This is a genomic window from Nitrospirillum bahiense (assembly GCF_007828025.1).
In the GTDB taxonomy this organism is placed as follows: Bacteria; Pseudomonadota; Alphaproteobacteria; order Azospirillales; family Azospirillaceae; genus Nitrospirillum; species Nitrospirillum amazonense.
Window position 1 is genome coordinate 157,658 of record NZ_VITO01000005.1, and the last position, 17,938, is coordinate 175,595.

General features: G+C 69.0%; 16 protein-coding genes. 11 read left to right on the plus strand and 5 right to left on the minus strand.

All coding sequences use genetic code 11. The features are described 5' to 3' along the window. Positions 1-31: 31 nt before the first annotated feature. Together FBZ88_RS09120 and FBZ88_RS31525 are read right to left on the minus strand one after the other, a co-directional pair. Positions 32-739 (minus strand): hemerythrin domain-containing protein, encoded by a 708-nt coding sequence (locus FBZ88_RS09120; RefSeq protein WP_145616524.1) that lies wholly within the window; start codon positions 737-739, stop codon positions 32-34. Between the two features lie 17 nt (positions 740-756). Next, entirely contained in the window at positions 757-957 is a 201-nt protein-coding gene (locus FBZ88_RS31525) for a chromate resistance protein ChrB domain-containing protein (protein WP_425465780.1), read from the minus strand. Between the two features lie 237 nt (positions 958-1,194). Here FBZ88_RS31525 and chrA point away from each other — a divergent pair, with 237 nt between their 5' ends. Continuing rightward, the gene (gene chrA / locus FBZ88_RS09130) at positions 1,195-2,592 is read left to right on the plus strand and encodes a chromate efflux transporter (RefSeq protein ID WP_145616525.1); all 1,398 of its coding nucleotides are present in this window, start codon (positions 1,195-1,197) and stop codon (positions 2,590-2,592) included. Positions 2,593-2,710: 118 nt separating this feature from the next. Here the strand turns inward: chrA and FBZ88_RS09135 are convergent, their stop codons facing one another. Then, the gene (locus FBZ88_RS09135; protein WP_326486163.1) at positions 2,711-3,397 is read right to left on the minus strand and encodes a DMT family transporter; all 687 of its coding nucleotides are present in this window, start codon (positions 3,395-3,397) and stop codon (positions 2,711-2,713) included. Positions 3,398-3,610: 213 nt separating this feature from the next. Between FBZ88_RS09135 and FBZ88_RS09140 the strand changes: the two genes are divergently transcribed. From FBZ88_RS09140 to FBZ88_RS09180, 9 genes are all read left to right on the plus strand, one after another. Continuing rightward, positions 3,611-5,821 (plus strand): TonB-dependent receptor, encoded by a 2,211-nt coding sequence (locus FBZ88_RS09140; RefSeq protein ID WP_246138581.1) that lies wholly within the window; start codon positions 3,611-3,613, stop codon positions 5,819-5,821. Between the two features lie 53 nt (positions 5,822-5,874). Then, positions 5,875-6,555, plus strand: coding sequence for a Fe2+-dependent dioxygenase (locus FBZ88_RS09145; RefSeq protein WP_145616526.1), 681 nt, complete (start codon positions 5,875-5,877; stop codon positions 6,553-6,555). A 4-nt stretch (positions 6,556-6,559) separates the two neighbouring features. Then, complete coding sequence (locus tag FBZ88_RS09150) at positions 6,560-7,762, plus strand: PepSY-associated TM helix domain-containing protein (protein WP_145616527.1); 1,203 nt, start codon at positions 6,560-6,562, stop codon at positions 7,760-7,762. A 68-nt stretch (positions 7,763-7,830) separates the two neighbouring features. Then, a complete protein-coding gene (gene exbB / locus FBZ88_RS09155; RefSeq protein ID WP_246138582.1) occupies positions 7,831-8,643 on the plus strand; it encodes a tonB-system energizer ExbB in 813 nt (270 codons plus the stop codon). A gap of 5 nt (positions 8,644-8,648) precedes the next feature. After that, a complete protein-coding gene (exbD, locus tag FBZ88_RS09160; protein WP_145616529.1) occupies positions 8,649-9,074 on the plus strand; it encodes a TonB system transport protein ExbD in 426 nt (141 codons plus the stop codon). 19 nt (positions 9,075-9,093) lie between these two features. Further along, the gene (locus FBZ88_RS31290) at positions 9,094-9,831 is read left to right on the plus strand and encodes an energy transducer TonB (protein WP_186464294.1); all 738 of its coding nucleotides are present in this window, start codon (positions 9,094-9,096) and stop codon (positions 9,829-9,831) included. A gap of 135 nt (positions 9,832-9,966) precedes the next feature. Further along, positions 9,967-10,743: an FCD domain-containing protein gene (locus tag FBZ88_RS09170; protein WP_145616531.1), complete on the plus strand. Its 777-nt coding sequence runs from the start codon at positions 9,967-9,969 to the stop codon at positions 10,741-10,743. 161 nt (positions 10,744-10,904) lie between these two features. Then, entirely contained in the window at positions 10,905-12,296 is a 1,392-nt protein-coding gene (locus FBZ88_RS09175; protein WP_145616532.1) for a hypothetical protein, read from the plus strand. Positions 12,297-12,381: 85 nt separating this feature from the next. Then, on the plus strand, positions 12,382-12,951 hold the full coding sequence (locus FBZ88_RS09180) for a histidine phosphatase family protein (RefSeq protein WP_145616533.1): 570 nt from the start codon (positions 12,382-12,384) through the stop codon (positions 12,949-12,951). Positions 12,952-12,974: 23 nt separating this feature from the next. Here FBZ88_RS09180 and FBZ88_RS09185 read toward each other — a convergent pair whose 3' ends face one another. Then, positions 12,975-13,862, minus strand: coding sequence for a DUF2306 domain-containing protein (locus FBZ88_RS09185; RefSeq protein WP_145616534.1), 888 nt, complete (start codon positions 13,860-13,862; stop codon positions 12,975-12,977). 163 nt (positions 13,863-14,025) lie between these two features. Here FBZ88_RS09185 and FBZ88_RS09190 point away from each other — a divergent pair, with 163 nt between their 5' ends. Continuing rightward, a complete protein-coding gene (locus FBZ88_RS09190) occupies positions 14,026-15,933 on the plus strand; it encodes an acyl-CoA synthetase (protein WP_211102584.1) in 1,908 nt (635 codons plus the stop codon). 225 nt (positions 15,934-16,158) lie between these two features. Here the strand turns inward: FBZ88_RS09190 and FBZ88_RS09195 are convergent, their stop codons facing one another. Beyond that, entirely contained in the window at positions 16,159-17,808 is a 1,650-nt protein-coding gene (locus FBZ88_RS09195; protein WP_145616535.1) for a lactate permease LctP family transporter, read from the minus strand. Positions 17,809-17,938: the final 130 nt, after the last annotated feature.

Consider the following 17,938-nt stretch of genomic DNA (forward strand, 5'->3'; position numbering starts at 1 on the left):
ACGCAGCGGCATCGCCTTAGAAAGCGATCCTTCAGCCGAGAGGCGGCGGCGCGGTGAACCGGGCGATGTCGGCCAATCCCAGGGCTTGTTCGATGTCCGCGATCTGGTGGACCGCGTCGTCAAACCCGTCCTTGCCGAACTGCTGGTGCTCGATCTCCTCGAACTTGTCCCCCATCTCGTCCAGCTCGTGCCCGGACAGGGCCTGTTTCCATGCCGTGAAAACCACGGTGTCCTCATGCGCGGCATGGGCCCGGTACATCCGGACCAGGGTTTCCATCGCGCGGGCCATCGGTTCCCGGTCGGCGCTCCCAATCGCCCCCTTGCCGGTCACGCCCAGGATGTAGTCCGTGATCTCCCGCCCGCGCTGGTGCTGCGCCGTCAGCACGTCGGGATAGGCCGCCACCGGGCCCTGGAGCTTGCGGATCGCCGGGAAGATGTGGGCCTCCTCCAACAGGCGCTCGTGGTAATCCTCGCCGAACGTGCGGAACAAGGTCGCCGCCCGCTTCAGGGCCCCGGCATCGACCGTGGCGGCCCCGCGCAGCCCCGTGGCGGCTTCCGTGTAGGCGAACAGGGCCCGGCGCAGCACGCCGTGCTCGCGCATCAAATCCTCCACCGCGCCGACGTCCTTCTCACCGCCCGCCCCCTTCCCGCATCCCGCCAAGGCCAAGCCCGCGGCAGCGACGGCACCGGCGGAACCGGCGTGGAGGAACGACCGGCGGCTCTGATCCATGATGTCCATCGCTTCCCTTCCCTGCGCTATTTCTCCGCCCTGCGATTGGCGGCTTGACGTTGCGGGCGCCCTGTCGCCGGAAACGCCCGAATGGTGAGGCGGTTCCGGCGTAGATCGTGGCCGATGCCATTTTCCCCGCTGTCCTGCTGCTGGTCGATGAAGCGGGTGACCAGCCAGGGACAGGCGATGCGGTCGATCTTAGGACGTGCACGAGTGACCCATTTCACAGTCAGAACTCCCGATGGGGGCGATGCCGCGCCGCCGCTGATACGGGCCGGCTGCGGCGAGCGAAAAAATGATACATGTGTTGCATTAATTCCTAAGACGCCTGTATGCCGACGGCATCGGCGTGCTGATCGCCGGCATCTGCATGGGTGCCAGGGACGATGAGGAACGCCTGGCGCGAGGCGTGGCCGTGTTCGACGACCTGCTGGGCTTTTTCCGCAAGAAGGGAAGTTGACGCCATGGCCGACGTCGCCCTCCATTCCTCTGCCGATGTGCCGGCGCACGGCATCTCCTTCGGCGAGGCCATCAAGGTCTGGGCCCGCGTCGCCGCGCTAAGCTTCGGCGGCCCTGCAGGGCAGATCGCGGTGATGCATCGCATCGTGGTGGAGGAGAAGCGGTGGATCGGCGAGGAGCGGTTCCTGCACGCCCTCAACTACTGCATGCTGCTGCCGGGTCCGGAGGCCCAGCAGCTGGCCGTCTACATCGGCTGGCTGCTGCACAAGACGCGGGGCGGCCTGGTCGCCGGCACGCTGTTCGTGCTGCCGGGCTTCCTGTCCATCCTGGTGTTGAGTTGGATCTATGTCCTGCTGGGGTCGGCCGACGCCGTCGCCGGCCTGTTCTTCGGCCTGAAGTCGGCCGTGCTGGCCGTGGTGCTGCAGGCGGTAATACGCGTGGGATCACGGGCCCTGAGGAATCGGGCCATGGTGCTGCTGGCGGCGATGTCCTTCCTGGCCATCTTCGTGGGCCAGGTGCCGTTCCCCATCATCGTGCTGGCGGCGGGCCTCATCGGCTACGCCGGCGGCAAGGCCGGGCATCCGGCATTCACCGGCGGGAAAGGCCATGGTGCCGCTGGCGGCACGGTGGTGCCGGACCGGGAGACGGCCTTGGGCGAGGAGATGCCGGCCCATGCCCACCCCTCCTTGTCCTGGTCGCTGCGGATTTCCGGGATCTGCCTGGTGCTGTGGCTGGTTCCCGTCGCGGCGTTGGTCCTGCTGCTGGGGCCGGACGACGTGTTCAGCCGCATCGGCATCTTCTTCTCGCAGATGGCGATCGTCACCTTCGGCGGCGCCTACGCCGCCCTGGCCTACGTCGCCCAGCAGGCGGTGGACACCTATCACTGGCTGGCGCCGGGCGAGATGCTGGACGGGTTGGGCATGGCGGAGACGACACCTGGCCCGCTGATCATGGTGCTGGAATTCGTCGGCTTCCTGGCGGCGTTCCGCGCGCCCGGCGCCCTGCCGCCGCTGGTGGCCGGCACCCTGGCGGCGGTGCTGACCACCTGGGTGACCTTCGTGCCCTGCTTCCTGTGGATTTTCCTGGGGGCGCCCTTCATCGAGAAGCTGCGCGGCAATCGCGCCGTCTCCGCCACCCTGACGGCCATCACCGCCGCCGTGGTGGGCGTGATCCTCAACCTGGCGGTCTGGTTCGCCCTGCACGCCCTGTTCCGGGAGGTGACGGACCTCAAGGCGTTCGGCCTGGTGCTGGAAATCCCGGCGCTGGCCAGCGTTAACGTGGCCGCTTTGTCGCTGACCGTCGCAGCCGTCGTCGCGGTGTTCCGGCTCAAGGTCGGGATGATCCCGGTGCTGGCCGCCTGCTCCCTCGCCGGCCTGGCGTTCCGGTTGACTGGCATGGCCTGACCTCGTCCGAATGGTGCCGCTCAGGACTCCGGATGGGGGTGACGGTGGTGCAGGTCGGGATAATGGGGGTGCCGATGCACCATGGGGACGTGCCGGTGCACATGGGAGTGCGGTTCCCCTAAGGGCGTGCCGGGTTCATGGCATGCTGGTGGTGCTCGTCGTGCACATGGACATGCTCGTGCACCATTTCCTCATGGGCATGCTCATGCTCGTGGTGCTCGATTAAGTGCAGGTAGAGTCCTATCCCCATGAGGATGGCCGCGGCCAGCAGACGCCACGTCATCGGTTCGTCGAACAGCATCAAGGCCAATACGGCACCGATGAAGGGCGCCATGGAAAAGTAGGCGCCAGTACGGGCCGTGCCCAGGTGGCGCAGGCCCAGGACGAACAGCACCAGGCTGAGACCGTAGCCGAAGAAGCCCACCACGGCGGTGGCGGCGGTGACGCCGACGGACGGTAGCGCCGCCCCCTGGGACAGGGCCAGGACCAGATTGACGCTGCCCGCCACCAGCCCCTTTGTCATGGCGATCTGGACGGGGTCCGCTGAACTGAGCCGGCGGGTCAGGTTGTTGTCGACTCCCCAGGCCAGGCACGCCCCGGCGACGGCGAGCGCGCCCCAGCCGACGCCCGCCGGCCCGCCCCGCCAGGACAGCAGCAGCGCACCCGCCAGTATGGCCAGTGCACCCGCCAGGAGACGGCGGTCGATGTTCTCATGGAAGGCCACCCAGGCGATGCCCATGGTGGCCAGGCCCTCAAGGTTCAGCAGCAGGGCGGCGCTGGAGGCCGGGGTGCGTGTCAGGCCCACTATCAGCAGCTCCCATTTTGATGCACCGCAACGCAGCCATGCGGATTTTCTGCGATGGATTCTGATAATCAGTCTCATGTCGCCGTTGACAGGCACCGAACCGGCAAATAAGAGTCGCTCGCAATCTTAACAAGGGGTATAACCGCGGAGCTCGATAGCCGGGATCCGCGCGGGGAGCCAACCACATAGCGTGGCATCAAGGTGGGGACCGTCATGTCGAGCAACCGCAACATCATCATCGCCAGCCGGGCCAAGGCGCCCCGCGCGCTGGCGCGTACCGCCCTGGGCCTTGCGAGCGTGGGCCTGGCCGGTGGCGCCCTGCTTTCCCTGGGCGCGCAGGCCCAGACGGCGACGGCGCCCGCCACCCAGGGCGGCACGGGCCAGTTGCCCACCCTGTCGGTGCAGGACCAGGACGCCGCCCCGGCGCAAGACTACCGCACCGAGCGGTCGTCCAACGTCAAACTGACGGAAAAGCTGCTGGACACGCCGCAATCGGTCACCGTCATCTCCGGCCAGGAGATGAAGGACCAGGGCGTCACCACCCTGCGCGACGCCCTGCGCAACGTGGCCGGCATCAGCCTGGCGGCCGGTGAAGGCGGCGCCCAGGGCGACAGCCTGACCCTGCGCGGCTTCAGCGCCCGGTCGGACATCTTCCTGGATGGCCTGCGCGACTTCGGCAGCTATTACCGCGACAGCTTCAACTATCAGTCGGCCGAGGTGCTGAAGGGCCCGGACAGCGCCATGTTCGGGCGCGGCTCCACCGGCGGCACCATCAACCAGGTGAGCAAGACGCCCACGCTGGAGGCCATCACCGCCGGCACCGCCACCCTGGGCACCGACGGCATGAAGCGCCTGACCGCCGACGTGGACCGCGCCATCGACGCCACCACCGCCGTGCGCCTGAACGCCATGGGCACCAGCAGCTTCGTCGAGGGGCGCGACGGCGCCAAGAACGAGCGCTATGGCTTCGCACCCTCCGTCGCCTTCGGCATCGGCACGCCCACCCGCGTCACCATCAGCTATCTGCACCAGTCGGAAAACGACCGGCCGGACTATGGCATCCCTTTCCTGCTGGGCCAGCCGGCGCCGGTGGACTACCGCACCTACTACGGCTTCCACAGCGACTACCTGAAGACCGACGCCAATGTCGTAACCGCCGACGTGCAGCACGACCTGACGTCCGGCATCACCCTGGAAAACCAGTTCCGTTACGGCAACTACTACCGCAACGTCCGCATCACCGAGCCGCAGCTGGTGAACGCCAACGTGACGCCAGCCACCGTCGGGCCGCTGTCGGGCGTGGCCATCAAGCGCAACGCCATCACCGTGCGCAGCGTGGAAACCACCCTGGACGACCAGGCCACGGCCTCCGCCCGGTTCAACACCGGCTTCCTGGAACACCATCTGGTGACGGGCGTGGAACTGTCGCGCGAAACGTCGGACCCGACGCGCACCGCGTGGACCGGCGTTCCCACCACCACCCTGCTGAACCCCAACGAGTACCAGACCTTCGCCGGCGTGGGCACCATCTCGTCCCGCGTCAGCACCACGGTCGATACGGTGGCGGTGTTCGCCGTCGACACCATGAAGTTCAACGAGCAGTGGTCGCTGGTCGGCGGTTTCCGTTACGACCACCTGGACACGGACTACAAGCAGACCGTGGCCCCGGCCGCCGCCTTCTCCCGCACCGATAGCCTGCCGTCCGGCCGCGCCTCGCTGGTGTTCAAGCCCACGCCGGAAAGCAGCCTCTACGCCAGCTTCGGCACCTCGTTCAACCCGTCGGCCGAGCAGTTGTCGCTGTCCGCCGCCACGGCCAACCTGGATCCGGAAAGCAACAAGACCTATGAGGTCGGCGGCAAGATCGACCTGCTGCATGACGCGCTGAGCGTGCGCACCGCCCTGTTCCAGACGGAAAAGGACAACGCCCGCGTCACCGACCCCAACAACTCCGCCCTGAACGTGCTGGGCGGCGACCAGAAGGTGAAGGGTGTGGAGCTGGAGGTGACGGGCCACATCACCGAGGACTGGCAGGTCAGCACCAGCTACGCCTACATGGACGGCCGGGTCATCAAGTCCACCACCTTCAGCCAGGTGGGCCGCGGTCTGCCCAACGTGCCGCACCACACCTTCAACCTGTGGACCACCTATCAGGTGACGCACCAGTTGCAGATCGGCGGCGGCGCCAACGCGGTGTCGCAGCGCATCGGCAGCTCCAGCCCGGTGGCGGCCACCAACCTGATCAACACCGTGCCCGGCTATGTCACCTTCAACGCCATGGCCAAGTACGACATCACGGAACAGATCAGCATCCAGGCCAACATCATCAACCTGACCGACCGCGACTACGTCGACCAGATCCATCCGGCCCATCTGGTCCCGGGCGAGGGCCGCACGGTCCAGTTCACCGCCAACTTCGCCTTCTGATCCACCCGTCAACCCCAGACCATCCCAACCCCAGACCATCCAAGGCGGCACCCATGCTTCTTCACATTCCCGGCGTCCTGACCCAGGAGCAGGTCGCCTGGTGCCGCCAGCGGATGGAAACCGCCGATTGGGTGGACGGCCGCGTGACGGCCGGCCACCAGTCGGCCATGGCCAAGAACAACGCCCAGATCCCGGCCGACCATCCGGCGGCCCAGGCCATGGGCGACCTGATCCTGGCGACGCTGGAAAATAATGCGCTGTTCCTGTCGGCCGCCCTGCCGCTGAAGGTCTTCCCGCCGCTGTTCAACCGCTACGCCGGCGGCCAGTCGTTCGGCATCCACGTGGACAACGCCATCCGCCAGATTCCCGGCACGCCGCACCGCGTGCGCACCGACCTGTCCGCCACCCTGTTCCTGGCCGATCCCGAGGAATACGACGGCGGTGAGCTGCTGGTGGAGGACACCTATGGCGAGCATGAGGTGAAGCTGCCGGCCGGCGACATGGTGCTGTACCCATCCACCAGCCTGCACCGCGTGGCCCCGGTGACCCGGGGTGCCCGCATCGCCTCGTTCTTCTGGATGCAGAGCATGGTGCGCGACGACGGCGAACGCACCCTGCTGTTCGACCTGGACACGACCATCCAGGACCTGAACCGGGAGGCCGCCGGCCAGCCCGCCGTGGTGCGGCTGACCGGCATCTATCATAACCTGCTGCGCCGCTGGGCGGAGGCCTGACGCCATGATGAAGACGCTGCGCTTCCTGCACCTTTGGGTGGGCCTGATCCTGGGCCTGCCCCTGTTGGCGCTGGGCCTGTCGGGCACCGTGCTGGTGATCGAGCCCGAGTTGCGCGCCGTGTTCACCCCATCATTGCCGGCAGCGCCCGCCGATGCGGCACCGCATGGCGTGGCCGAGGTGGTGGCCGCCGCCGCCGCCGTGGCGCCTGCGGGCGCCAAGCCCGCCAGCTACGCCGCCCCAGCCGCGCCGGGCGGAACCGCCACCGTGCGCTTCCAGGCGCAGCGCCGCATGCCGCAGGGTGGGGAGCATGCCCACGGCCAGGGTGGCGCCCGCCCGCAAGGCGGCGGCATGCCCGGCATCAGCGTGCACATCGACCCGGTCACCCTGGCGGTGGTCAGCACCCCGGGCCTGGACGCCACCATCGGCTGGATCCATCGCCTGCATGGCAACCTGCTGATCCAGGACCGCAGCGGCCGCGACCTGGTGGGATACCTGGGCGTCATCATGACGGCGCTGGGCGTCACCGGCCTGGTGCTGTGGTGGCCCCGGCCCGGGCAGTGGCGCCAGTCCTTCATCGTGCGCAAGGCGGCCAAGGGCGCCCGCTTCCATCGCGAGCTGCATGGCGCCGCCGGCATCTGGGGCTTGGCCGTCTTCCTGGTGGTCAGTTTCACCGGCGTGGCCATCGCCTTCCCCCAGAGCATCGCCGCCGGCGTCGGCGCGGTGCTGCCCATGGCGGCGCAGACCCAGGGCTTCGCCCTGCCCAAGGTGACGCCGCGCGACGGCGTGGACCCCGCCGGCGTGGATGAGGCCGTGGCCATCGCCCTGGCGGCAGCGCCCCGCCCCGGCCTGGCCCTGCGCGGCGCCAGCCTGCCGCAGAGCCCCGACCAGGCCATCCGCGTGGTGCTGGCGCCCCCGGGCGGCGATGCCCCCAGCGCCGTCACCCTGATGGTGGACCCCTGGGCCCGCCAGGTGGTGGAGGTGCGCGACCCCAGCGCCCAGGCCGCCGGCAACAAGGTCACCGGCTGGATGCGCCCCCTGCACGAGGGCGAGGGGCTGGGCCCCATCTACCGCGTCCTGGTGGCGCTGAGCGGCCTGCTGCCCACCCTGTTCGCCATCACCGGCACGTCCATGTGGTGGATCAAGCGCCGGAACCGCAAGGCCGGTGCCGCCCGCGCCGCCGCCATCCTGCAATCCGCCGCGGAATGACCGCCATCAACCGTCACACGACGCGTCAGGCCAAGGACGCACCGATGTCAAAGAGGGGCACGACCATCATGGCTACCAAGTTGCTGAAGCAGACGGCCGCCGCCAGCTTGACGGCGGCATTGAGCTTGGGGGCGACCAACGCCTGGGCGCAGGAGGGGGCGGCCCGCACCGCCGCCGCCGTGCCGCACGACCTGTCGGCCATGGGCATGTTCCTGAACGCCGACGGCGTGGTGAAGGCCGTCATCCTGGGCCTGCTGGCGGCCTCCGTCGTCACCTGGACCATCCTGCTGGCCAAGGGGCTGGAGCTGCGCGCCGCACGCGGCCGCCTGCAGGGCTCGCTGGACACGCTGGACGACGCCCCGTCCCTGGATGTCGCGGCCAGCCAGCTGACGGGTGAGGCCGACGCCCTGGCCCTGGCCTTCGCCCGCGCCGCGTCGGCAGAGCGCGCGCTGTCCGACGGCCTGCCGGCCGAGGGGGTGAAGGAACGCGTCGTGCTGCGGCTGGAACGGCTGGAGGCCAAGGCCCGGCGGGCCATCGTGCGCGGCACCGGCGTGCTGGCCACCATCGGCGCCACCGCCCCCTTCGTCGGCCTGTTCGGCACCGTCTGGGGCATCATGAACAGCTTCATCGGCATCTCGAAGACCCAGACCACCAGCCTGGCCGTGGTCGCACCCGGCATCGCCGAGGCGCTGCTGGCCACCGCCACCGGCCTGGTGGCCGCCATCCCGGCGGTGGTGGTCTACAACGTCTTCGCCCGCAAGGTGGATGGCTACCGCGTGCTGCTGGCCGACGTGTCGGCCGGCGTGCTGCGCCTGGTCAGCCGCGACCTGGACCGCGCGCAGGCGGGCGTGGCCCAGGTCCGCAGCCGCGCGGCGGAGTGACCCGGATGGCTGCCCGTCTTTCCCACGGCGGCGATGAGCTGGCCGAAACCCACGAGATCAACGTCACGCCCTTCATCGACGTGATGCTGGTGCTGCTGATCATCTTCATGGTGGCGGCCCCCCTGGCCACCGTGGACGTGCCGGTGGACCTGCCCTCCTCCAACGCGCCGCCCCGGCCGCACCCGGAAAAGCCCGTGACCTTGACCATCCGCGCCGACCTGACCCTGGCGATCAACGGCGCCGACGTGACGCGCGACGGCCTGGCCGCCGCCCTGGACAGTGCTGCCGGCGGTGACAAGGACCAGCGCATCACCCTCAGCGCCGACCGCGTCGTTTCCTACGGCGACCTGACGGCGGTGATGAACAGCCTGCGCACGGCGGGATACCTGAAGGTCTCGCTGGTGGGGCTGGACGGCGGCGGGGCCCCGTGACGCCATGGCGATGGCATCGATGAACAAGGACGGCGGCGATCTTCCTGGCGAGGACAGGCCTGGTGGGGACAGGCGCGGACGCCTGGTCTGGGGCGGCAGTTTGGCCCTGGTGCTGGCCGCCCATGCCCTGGCCCTGCCCTGGCTGATGGCACGCTCCACCCTGGAACCGCCGCCCCCTCCGCCGCCGCTGCAGATCGACCTGCCGCCCCCCCCGGCGCCACCGCCACCCGCACCGCCCAAGCCCGAACCCCCGAAGCCGGAGCCGCCAAAACCCACGCCCCAACCCACGCCCAAGCCGCCGCCGCCCAAGCCGGTTGCGGTGAAGCCCATTCCCCTGCCGCCACCCCCGCCGGTGCCGCCGCAAGCCGCCCCGATTGCGACGCCGCAACCCGAGCCGCCGCCGCCCAGCACGGCGGTGCAGACGTCCACCCCGGCGCCGGAGGCGCCGCCCGCCCCGCCGGCACCGGCCAGCAAGGGCCCCGATAGCTATGAGGGCCGGCTGATGGCGCATCTTTACCGCTATCTGCGCTATCCCGCGCAGGCGCGGCAGCGCCACCAGGTGGGCACCGCCTTGGTGCACTTCACCCTCGACCGGACGGGCCATGTGCTGAGCGTGACGCTGGAGCGCGGCTCCGGCTTCGCCCTGCTGGATGAGGAGGCGGTGGCCACGGTGCGGCGGGCCGACCCGTTGCCCCCCGCCCCCGACGACAAGCCCCTGGATTGGACCATGCCGGTGGACTTCACCCTGCTGCGCTGATCTCCCCGGCCCGTCATTTCCGTTGCGCCGCAAGGCGCCACTGGTCAATTATTTTGACCGCACCACCGCGCCGCCGCCGCCGCCGAAAGCAGGCGACCGGAGACGGTGGGGCAGAGGAAACGCTGACGGGACCCCATGAAGGACAGCATCCGGCCGGCCAAGCTGGCCGACACCATCGCCGAGCATCTGGAACAGCTGATCGTGGAAGGCAGCCTGCGCCCCGGCGAGAAGCTGGTGCCGGAGCGGGAGCTGGCCGTGCGCTTCAACGTCTCCCGCCCCTCGCTGCGCGAGGCGCTGGAGAAGCTGGAGCAGCGCGGCCTGTTGCGCAGCGGCCGGGGCGGCGCCACCTTCGTCGCCCCCTTGCTGGGCCCCACCTTTACCGAGCCGCTGCACGCCGTCCTGGCCGCCCGGCCCGAGACCACTCTGGATTACCTGGAATTCAGGACGGAGGTGGAGGGGGCCGCCGCCTACTACGCCGCCCTGCGCGCCACCGACGTGGACCGCGCCCAGATCCAGGCCCGGTTCGAGGCCATGGAGGCTGCCCACGGCCATGACGAGGCGAAAGAAGAAGCGGACGCCGATGCGGAGTTCCACCTGGCGGTCTATGAGGCCACTCATAACGTCGTGATCCTGCACATCATGCGCGCCCTGGCCGAAATGCTGCGCCAGGATGTCTTCTTCAACCGCGCCAAGCTGTACCAGCGCACGGGCGTGCGCCAGCTGCTGCTGAGCCAACACCGCGCCCTCTATGAGGCGATCATGAAGGGCGATCCGGCGGCGGCGCGCGCGGCCGCCGAGGCGCACATCAACTTCATCCGCGACGCCCTGGTGGAAATCTCCCGCGCCGATGCCCGGCTGGAAGCCTCACTGCGCCGCATCGCCGGCGGAGATATCGTGGCCGCCGACAAATAGGGTGGCGAGAACGGCTCTCGATTGGTGCCAGCGCTCACTTTTTGAAGGTAACCGCCATCGCTTCCGCGCTCGCTTTCGACAACCTATTGATAAATAATGATTAACCAAACTGGCACGGTGTTTGAGTAAGCGCCCCCGACAGAACAAGGGGGAAAAAACTCATGTCGTACAAACGGCTCGTGATCGCCGTCATCGTGTTGGCCGTCGCCGCGGCGGCGCTGTGGTTCAGGGCGGAATGGCTGGTGGGCACGGCCCTGCGCGCCCGCTTCAGCCCATCCGTCACCCTGGCGCCCAAGCCCTCACCCACCAGCATCGCCGACGCGCGCGGCCAGGACCTGGACGATTTGCTGGTGCTGCTGGACCTGGACCGCAGCTTCACGGCGGAGGGGCGGGCCGCCTTCACACAGGGGGTGGCGGACCTGCGCGCCCGCGTGGGCGAGATGGACGCCCCCACCTTCGTGATGGAGGTGGCGCGGCTGGTGGCCCTGGCCGGCAACGGCCACACCGCCGTGCAACTGTTCCCCAAATACGCGGAGTACGGCGTGGCGCCGGTGCGCCTGGCCTGGTTCGACGACGGCCTGTACGTCATCGGCGCCGCCGATGCCCAGGCGGGCCTGCTGGGTCGCCGGGTGGTGGCCATCGACGGGCACCCCGCGGACGACATCCCCGCCGCCGTGCGACCCTATCTGACCGGCACTGACGAGCATGCGCGGGCCCAGGGCATCAACCTGCTGGTCTGCCCTGCCCTGCTGCGCGCCATCTGGCCGGAGACGGACGGCCGCCACCTGGCGCTGACCCTGGCGGATGAGGCGGGCGGGACGATGCAGACGTCCCTGGAGGCCGGCCCCATGGCCAGCGCCGACAGCCTGCGCTGGCTGCCGCAGGCCGCCGCCTTCACCCACCTCTATGGCGGCAAGACGGCCAGCCTGGAGACCCGCCCGCTGGACCACCAGGGCCTGTACCTGCGCCTGAACGCCGTGATGGACGATGACAAGGGGCCCCTGACCCGGCAGCTGGAGGCCGTGGCCGCCAGCGCGCCGCCGGGCGGCTGGCGCTGGATGGTCATCGACCTGCGCTATGACGGCGGCGGCGACTACACCAAGACGGTGGATTTCACCCGCCGCCTGCCCACGCTGCTGGCCCCGGACGGGACCCTGTGGCTGCTGACCGGCAACGCCACCTTCTCCGCCGCCATCGTCACCCTGGCCCGCGCCAAGTACTACGCCGGCGCCCACGCCCACATCATCGGCCAACGCGTGGGCGACCGCGACACCTTCTGGGGTGAGACGGGCGCGCCCCTGGTGCTGCGCAACACCAACACCACCGTGGGCTATGCCACCGGCATGCACGACTGGGTGCACGGCTGCCACGACATCACGCGGTGCTTCTGGCTGAACTACGCCTTCGGCGTCGCCGCCGGCGACCTCAGCCCGGAACAGGAAGTGGGCTGGCGTTTCCCCGACTTCGCCGCCGGCCGAGACACGGTGATGGACGAGGTGCGCGACCTGCAGGAGGCCAAGCGCGGCGGTGGGGAGCGGGCGGCGGTGCCGTAGACGTCAAAGTCGAATCCTCTACCTCTGGTATTGTCATCCTGGGATTTTGCCCGTGTAATGGGCGAAACCAACCGGAGGGCCCCTCATGAGCAAGCTGACGCTGTACTTCATCCGCCATGCCGAAAAGCCCGAGGGCAGCTGGCCTGGGCCCGGTCTGACCCTGGACGGAACCAAGGACAAGGAATCCCTGGTCATCCGCGGTTGGCAGCGGGCGGGGGCCTGGGCGGCGTTGTTCGGGGCGGGGCTGGAGGGCAGCACCTATGCCAAGCCGGCGGCGGTGTATGCGGCGACACCAGGGACCACGGTCAACAAGGGGCCCAGCAAGCGGCCGTTCGAGACGGCCTCGCCCCTGGCGGCGCGCCTGGGGCTGGAAGTGCCCAACACCACCTATGGCAAGGGGCAGGAGGCGACGCTGGTCAAGGAGCTGCTGACCCTGTCCGGGGTGGTGCTGGTGTGCTGGGAGCATCAGGCCATCGTGGAGAGCATCATTCCCCTGCTGCCCGTCCGCCGGGGCAAGCCGCCCACCGCCTGGCCGGAGGACCGCTTCGACGTCGTACTGCGCTTCAAGCGCAAGGAGGGCGGCAAGAGCGACGGCTTCGCCTTCAAGGAGCTGTATCCCCGCCTGCTGGCCGGGGATTCCGACACGCCCCTGTGAAGCGCTTACCGCACGGCGCGCCATCAGAGGGGTGCGCCGGTGATGCCGGCCACGATGCTGGGCCACCAATAATCGGCGGTGAAGGAGCAGGTGGCGACGATCACGAAAGCCGCCGTCGCCAGGAGCACGACGGTGGCGGCGTAGGCCAGCGGCCCGTTGGCCCGTGACCCGTTGGCCGGGGACCCGTTATTGGACTGGGCGCGATAGGAGCGGATGGCCAGTTCGGCCACCGCCAGGTTGGGCACGTAGAAGAAGAACACCATCACCGCGTCGAACCAGCCGGTGAAATGGCTGGTGTGGCCCAGCCGGCCCATGGTCAGGAACCAGAAGCCGTATTCGATGCGGTACAACCAGGAACCGACCGTCAGCGCGAACAGGCGGATGGCCCAGGCGCGGTGCTGGTCATACCGGTGGGCACGGGCATGCGCGTAGGCCAGCACCGCCGCCAGCGACATCAGCGCGCCGTAGGTGCCGAAGCCCAAGTTCATCATCGTGCCGCCGAGCGTACCGGTGGTGAGGACGTAGGCCAGGCCGCCCAGCCCGGCGAAACCGGCGCACGTCACGTACAGCCGCCCCAGCCAGCGGTGCAGCCCCGGCACCGCGCGCCGGACACGACCCATCAGCTGGATGGGGCCCAGCAACAGCAGGATGCCGCCGGCGATGAAATGCGCGCCGATGGCGGCCGTGGCCACCGGTGCACCAGCATCGTGCAGGGCCGGCAGCGACTCATTCCACCGGGCGGCCGTGCCGTTGACCGCGGTGCCGCCGAAGAAGGCCAGGATGTAGGCGCCGAAGATGGCGCCGCTGACCCAGGTGGCCGCGACCAGCAGCCTCATGCTCCAGCGCAACGCCCGGCCCCCAAGTCCAGCGCCCGCCCCCCGGACGGCGATCACGTCCAATGCCGCTGTCATGGTTCCCCCCAATCAATAGCCGCGCTCGCCCGAAGCGCCGAGCCAGCCGAACATTCCTCTTTTCCGTGTATGGATAGGCTGTCAAAAGTCAAGCCTGGGCCGTCATAACGACGGCGTTGGTCCATCGCCCGATGATGTCCACCCACGGATGAAGGTTTAACGCATGAGCATGGGGATTTCCTGCCTGGCCGATATCGAGCGTATCGAGGCGGTCCCGCTGGCCCAGCGGAACCTGCCGGCGAACAGCTATGAGATGATCGCCACCGGCGCCGCCTTGAACCCCGATGCGCCCGCCTTGTCCTTTTTCCTGCGCAGCCGGGACCAGGCGCGGCCGTACACCCTGACCCATCGCGCGCTGCTGGCCCGGATCACCCAGGCCGCCCACATGTTCCGCCACCTAGACATAGGCCGGGGCGACACCGTGGCCATCCTGCTGCCCAACCTGATCGAAACCCACCTGGCCATCTGGGGGGCGGAGACAGCGGGCATCGCCTTCCCCATCAACCCCCTGCTGGAGGCCGACCAGATCGCCGCGCTGCTGCGGGCGGCGGACGCCAGGCTGCTGGTCACCCTGGGCCCGGCGCCGGGCAGCGCCCTCTGGGAAAAGGCCTGCGCAGCCCTGGTGGAGGCGCCCTCAGTGCGCCAGATCCTGACCGTCGATCCCCTGCGCTATCTGCGCTCCCCCCTGGCGCCCATCGCCCGGGTGCTGGCGGCCCGGCGGCGGCGCGCCACCCGCCTGGATGTGCCCGTCCAGGACATGACGCGCGCACTGAAGCGCCACGAGGGCGGACGGCTGACCTTCGCCGCCCCCGCCGCCACGGACATCGCCTCCTACTTCGCCACCGGCGGCACCACCGGCCTTCCCAAGATCGCCCGGCGTACCCATCACAGCGAGGTGTTCGACAGCTGGGCCATGAACCAGGTGCTGGGCGGGACCGCGGCGCAGCCGGTGTTCTTCTGCGGGCTACCCCTGTTCCACGTCAACGGACAGCTGGTGACGGGGCTGGCGCCGCTGGGGCGCGGCGGGCATGTCGTCATCGGCACGCCCCAAGGCTATCGCGGCGAGGGCGTGCTGCGCCACTTCTGGGAGATCGTGGAGCGGCACCGCATCGCCTTCTTCTCCGGTGTGCCGACCGTCTATTCGACGCTGCTGGAACAGCCGGTGGAGGGGCATGACCTGTCCAGCCTGGAACTCGGCATGTGCGGGGCCGCGCCCATGCCGGTCGAGCTGTTCCGCCGTTTCGAGCAGGCGACGGGCGTGCGCATCCTGGAAGGCTATGGCCTGACGGAGGGGGCCTGCACCTCCAGCGTCAATCCGCCGGCCGGGGAACGCCGCGTCGGCTCCATCGGCTTGCGCCTGCCCTATCAGCGGATGAAGGCGGTCATCCTGGACGACCAGGGCGGTTACGTCCGCGATGCCGCCGTGGGTGAGGTTGGGATCATCGCGCTGAACGGCCCCAATGTCTTCGAGGGCTATACCGACCCCGCCCGGGAGGGCGGCACCTGGCTGGCCATCGCCGGTGAGCGCTGGCTGAACACCGGGGATCTGGGCCGGCAGGATGCCGACGGCTATTTCTGGCTGACCGGCCGCCGCAAGGAACTGATCATCCGGGGCGGCCACAACATCGACCCCGGCGTGATCCAGGAGGCCCTGGCCGCGCATCCGGCGGTGGCGATGACGGCGGCGGTGGGCCGGCCCGACGCGCACGCCGGTGAGCTGCCCGTGGCCTATGTCCAGCTGCGCACCACCGCGACCGCCACCAGCGAGGAACTGCTGGCCCACGCCTGCGCCCTCATTCCGGAACGGGCCGCCTGGCCCAAGGCGGTGCGCGTCCTGGACGCCCTGCCACTGACCAGCGTCGGCAAGGTCTTCAAGCCGACCCTGGTGGGGTACGAGATCGCCGACGTCGTCCGGCAGGAGGGCAAGACCGCGGGCCTGGACCATATCGAGGTCGACGTCGTGCTGGATCCGGATCGCGGCCTGCTGGCCCGGATCCGGGCCCAGGGTGATAGGCAGGCGCTCGGCCGGCTTCTGGGTCGTTATACCTTTGCCCATGAAATCACGGACTGATTCAAAGAAAAACCCCGGCGGTCGCCCGCCGGGGCCAGGAGGGTACGGGGATAATACGGACTTATACGCGCGGCATTTGAACGTGACCGTTCAAATGCACCCTCACGCGCCGGGCGGCGGACATCCGTCCGCCTAGGCTTGTCCTCGCTGCGCCCTGCGGTGCTCGCTCCGGCGGCCCCGGTCGGGGCCTACAGCGGCGCGAGTCACCATCTCGTGCCGCTGGTATTACTGCGGAATCATGCCGGTGAAGACGTAGGCCTGCAGCAGGGTGATCACACCCACGATGCAGACGAAGAAGAGGCTGTGCTTCAGCGTGAAGCGCAGCAGGTTGGACTCGCTGCCCACCAGGCCCACAGCGGCGCAGGCCACCGCGATGCTTTGCGGGGAGATCATCTTGCCCGTGACGCCGCCGGAACTGTTCGCGGCCACCAGCAGCAGGTCGGACACGCCCAGCTGCTGCGCCGTCGTGGCCTGCAGTGCACCAAACAGGGCGTTGCTTGATGTGTCCGACCCGGTCAGGAACACGCCCAGCCAGCCCAGGATGGGGGAGAAGAAGGGGAAGCCCTTACCCGCCTCCGCCAAGGTCAGCGCGAGCGTGGAGGACAGGCCGGAATAGTTGGCGATGTAGGCGAAGGCCAGCACGGCGCCGATGGTGTACATGGGCCATTTCAGCTCCGCCAGCGTCTCCCCGAACGTGGCCAGCGCCTTGCCCGGGGCATAGCGCAGCACGATCATGCTGAGGATGGCGGAGATGAGGATGGCGGTGCCGGTGGCGGCCAGCAGGTCCAGCTTGTACTGCGCAGCGTAGGGGGTGGCGGCCTTGACGATGGGGGCCACCTTGGTCACGGCGTTGTGCAGGCTGGGCACGTCGAACAGGAACACGGTGTCCACCAGGGTGCCGCCCTTGGCGAACAGGGCCTTGAAGGGCTTCAGGCTCCAGATCGTCACGATGACGGTGAGGATGAGGAAGGGCGACCACGCCTTCAGGATCTGGCCGCCGGTATAGGCGTGCGCGCCGCGCTCCTCCGCCGTCTCCTGATCCTTGAAGCGGAAGATGGTCTTGGGCTTCCAGAACTTCAGGAACACCGTCAGGCACAGCAGGCTGATGAGGGCGGAGATGATGTCCGGCAGCTCGGCCCCGATGTAGTTGGAGGTGAAGTACTGGCTGATGGCGAAGCTGAGCCCCGTCACCAGGATGGCGGGCCAGGTTTCCTTCACGCCCTTGGCCCCGTCCATGATGAAGACCAGCCAGAAGGGCACGAACACCGACAGGGCCGGCAGCTGCCGCCCGGTCATGCCCGCCACCTTGTAGACGTCCAGGCCCGACACCTGGGCGCCGACGATGATGGGCGTGCCCATGGCGCCGAAGGCGACGGGTGCCGTGTTGGCGATGAGGCAGAGGCCGGCGGCGTAGAGCGGGTTGAAGCCCAGGCCGGCCAGGATGGCGGCGGTGATGGCCACCGGCGCGCCGAAGCCGGCCGCCCCCTCCAGGAAGGCGCCGAAGGCGAAGCCCACCATCAGCATCTGCAGCCGCTGGTCCTCGGTGATGGAGATGACGCTGGCGCGGATGATGTCGAACTGCCCCGTCTTCACCGTGATCTTGTACAGGAAAACGGCCGCCACGATGATCCAGGCGATGGGCCACAGGCCGTAGAAGAAGCCGTAGACCACGGCGGCGATGGCCGAGGACGCCGGCATGCCATAGGCCGCGATGGCGATGATCAGGGCCAGCAGCACGGTCAGCGTGCCGGCGACGTAGCCCTTCAGCCGCAGCACGGCCAGCGCCACGAAAAAGAAGACGATGGGCAGCACCGCGACCAGCGCGGACACCACCATGTTCCCAAACGGGTCATAGACCTGGACCCAAGGCTGCATGGCCTTCCCCCCTATTTGTTGTCGTGTCGAAACCAGGCGGAACGCGTAAGGCGGCGCGGGTTGGGGATGCCGCCGGTGCCCGCCGGCGTTCTGTCGTCCTCCCCACGCGGCTGGTATCGGTCAGGCGCGC

What these genes read in the sequence shown, in the direction of transcription:
- FBZ88_RS09120 (WP_145616524.1), bottom strand. Translation starts at nt 739, where the DNA reads ATGGACATCATGGATCAGAGCCGCCGGTCGTTCCTCCACGCCGGTTCC.
- chrA (WP_145616525.1), top strand. Translation starts at nt 1,195, where the DNA reads ATGGCCGACGTCGCCCTCCATTCCTCTGCCGATGTGCCGGCGCACGGC.
- FBZ88_RS09140 (WP_246138581.1), top strand. Translation starts at nt 3,611, where the DNA reads ATGTCGAGCAACCGCAACATCATCATCGCCAGCCGGGCCAAGGCGCCC.
- FBZ88_RS09145 (WP_145616526.1), top strand. Translation starts at nt 5,875, where the DNA reads ATGCTTCTTCACATTCCCGGCGTCCTGACCCAGGAGCAGGTCGCCTGG.
- FBZ88_RS09150 (WP_145616527.1), top strand. Translation starts at nt 6,560, where the DNA reads ATGATGAAGACGCTGCGCTTCCTGCACCTTTGGGTGGGCCTGATCCTG.
- exbB (WP_246138582.1), top strand. Translation starts at nt 7,831, where the DNA reads ATGGCTACCAAGTTGCTGAAGCAGACGGCCGCCGCCAGCTTGACGGCG.
- exbD (WP_145616529.1), top strand. Translation starts at nt 8,649, where the DNA reads ATGGCTGCCCGTCTTTCCCACGGCGGCGATGAGCTGGCCGAAACCCAC.
- FBZ88_RS31290 (WP_186464294.1), top strand. Translation starts at nt 9,094, where the DNA reads ATGAACAAGGACGGCGGCGATCTTCCTGGCGAGGACAGGCCTGGTGGG.
- FBZ88_RS09170 (WP_145616531.1), top strand. Translation starts at nt 9,967, where the DNA reads ATGAAGGACAGCATCCGGCCGGCCAAGCTGGCCGACACCATCGCCGAG.
- FBZ88_RS09175 (WP_145616532.1), top strand. Translation starts at nt 10,905, where the DNA reads ATGTCGTACAAACGGCTCGTGATCGCCGTCATCGTGTTGGCCGTCGCC.
- FBZ88_RS09180 (WP_145616533.1), top strand. Translation starts at nt 12,382, where the DNA reads ATGAGCAAGCTGACGCTGTACTTCATCCGCCATGCCGAAAAGCCCGAG.
- FBZ88_RS09185 (WP_145616534.1), bottom strand. Translation starts at nt 13,862, where the DNA reads ATGACAGCGGCATTGGACGTGATCGCCGTCCGGGGGGCGGGCGCTGGA.
- FBZ88_RS09190 (WP_211102584.1), top strand. Translation starts at nt 14,026, where the DNA reads ATGAGCATGGGGATTTCCTGCCTGGCCGATATCGAGCGTATCGAGGCG.
- FBZ88_RS09195 (WP_145616535.1), bottom strand. Translation starts at nt 17,808, where the DNA reads ATGCAGCCTTGGGTCCAGGTCTATGACCCGTTTGGGAACATGGTGGTG.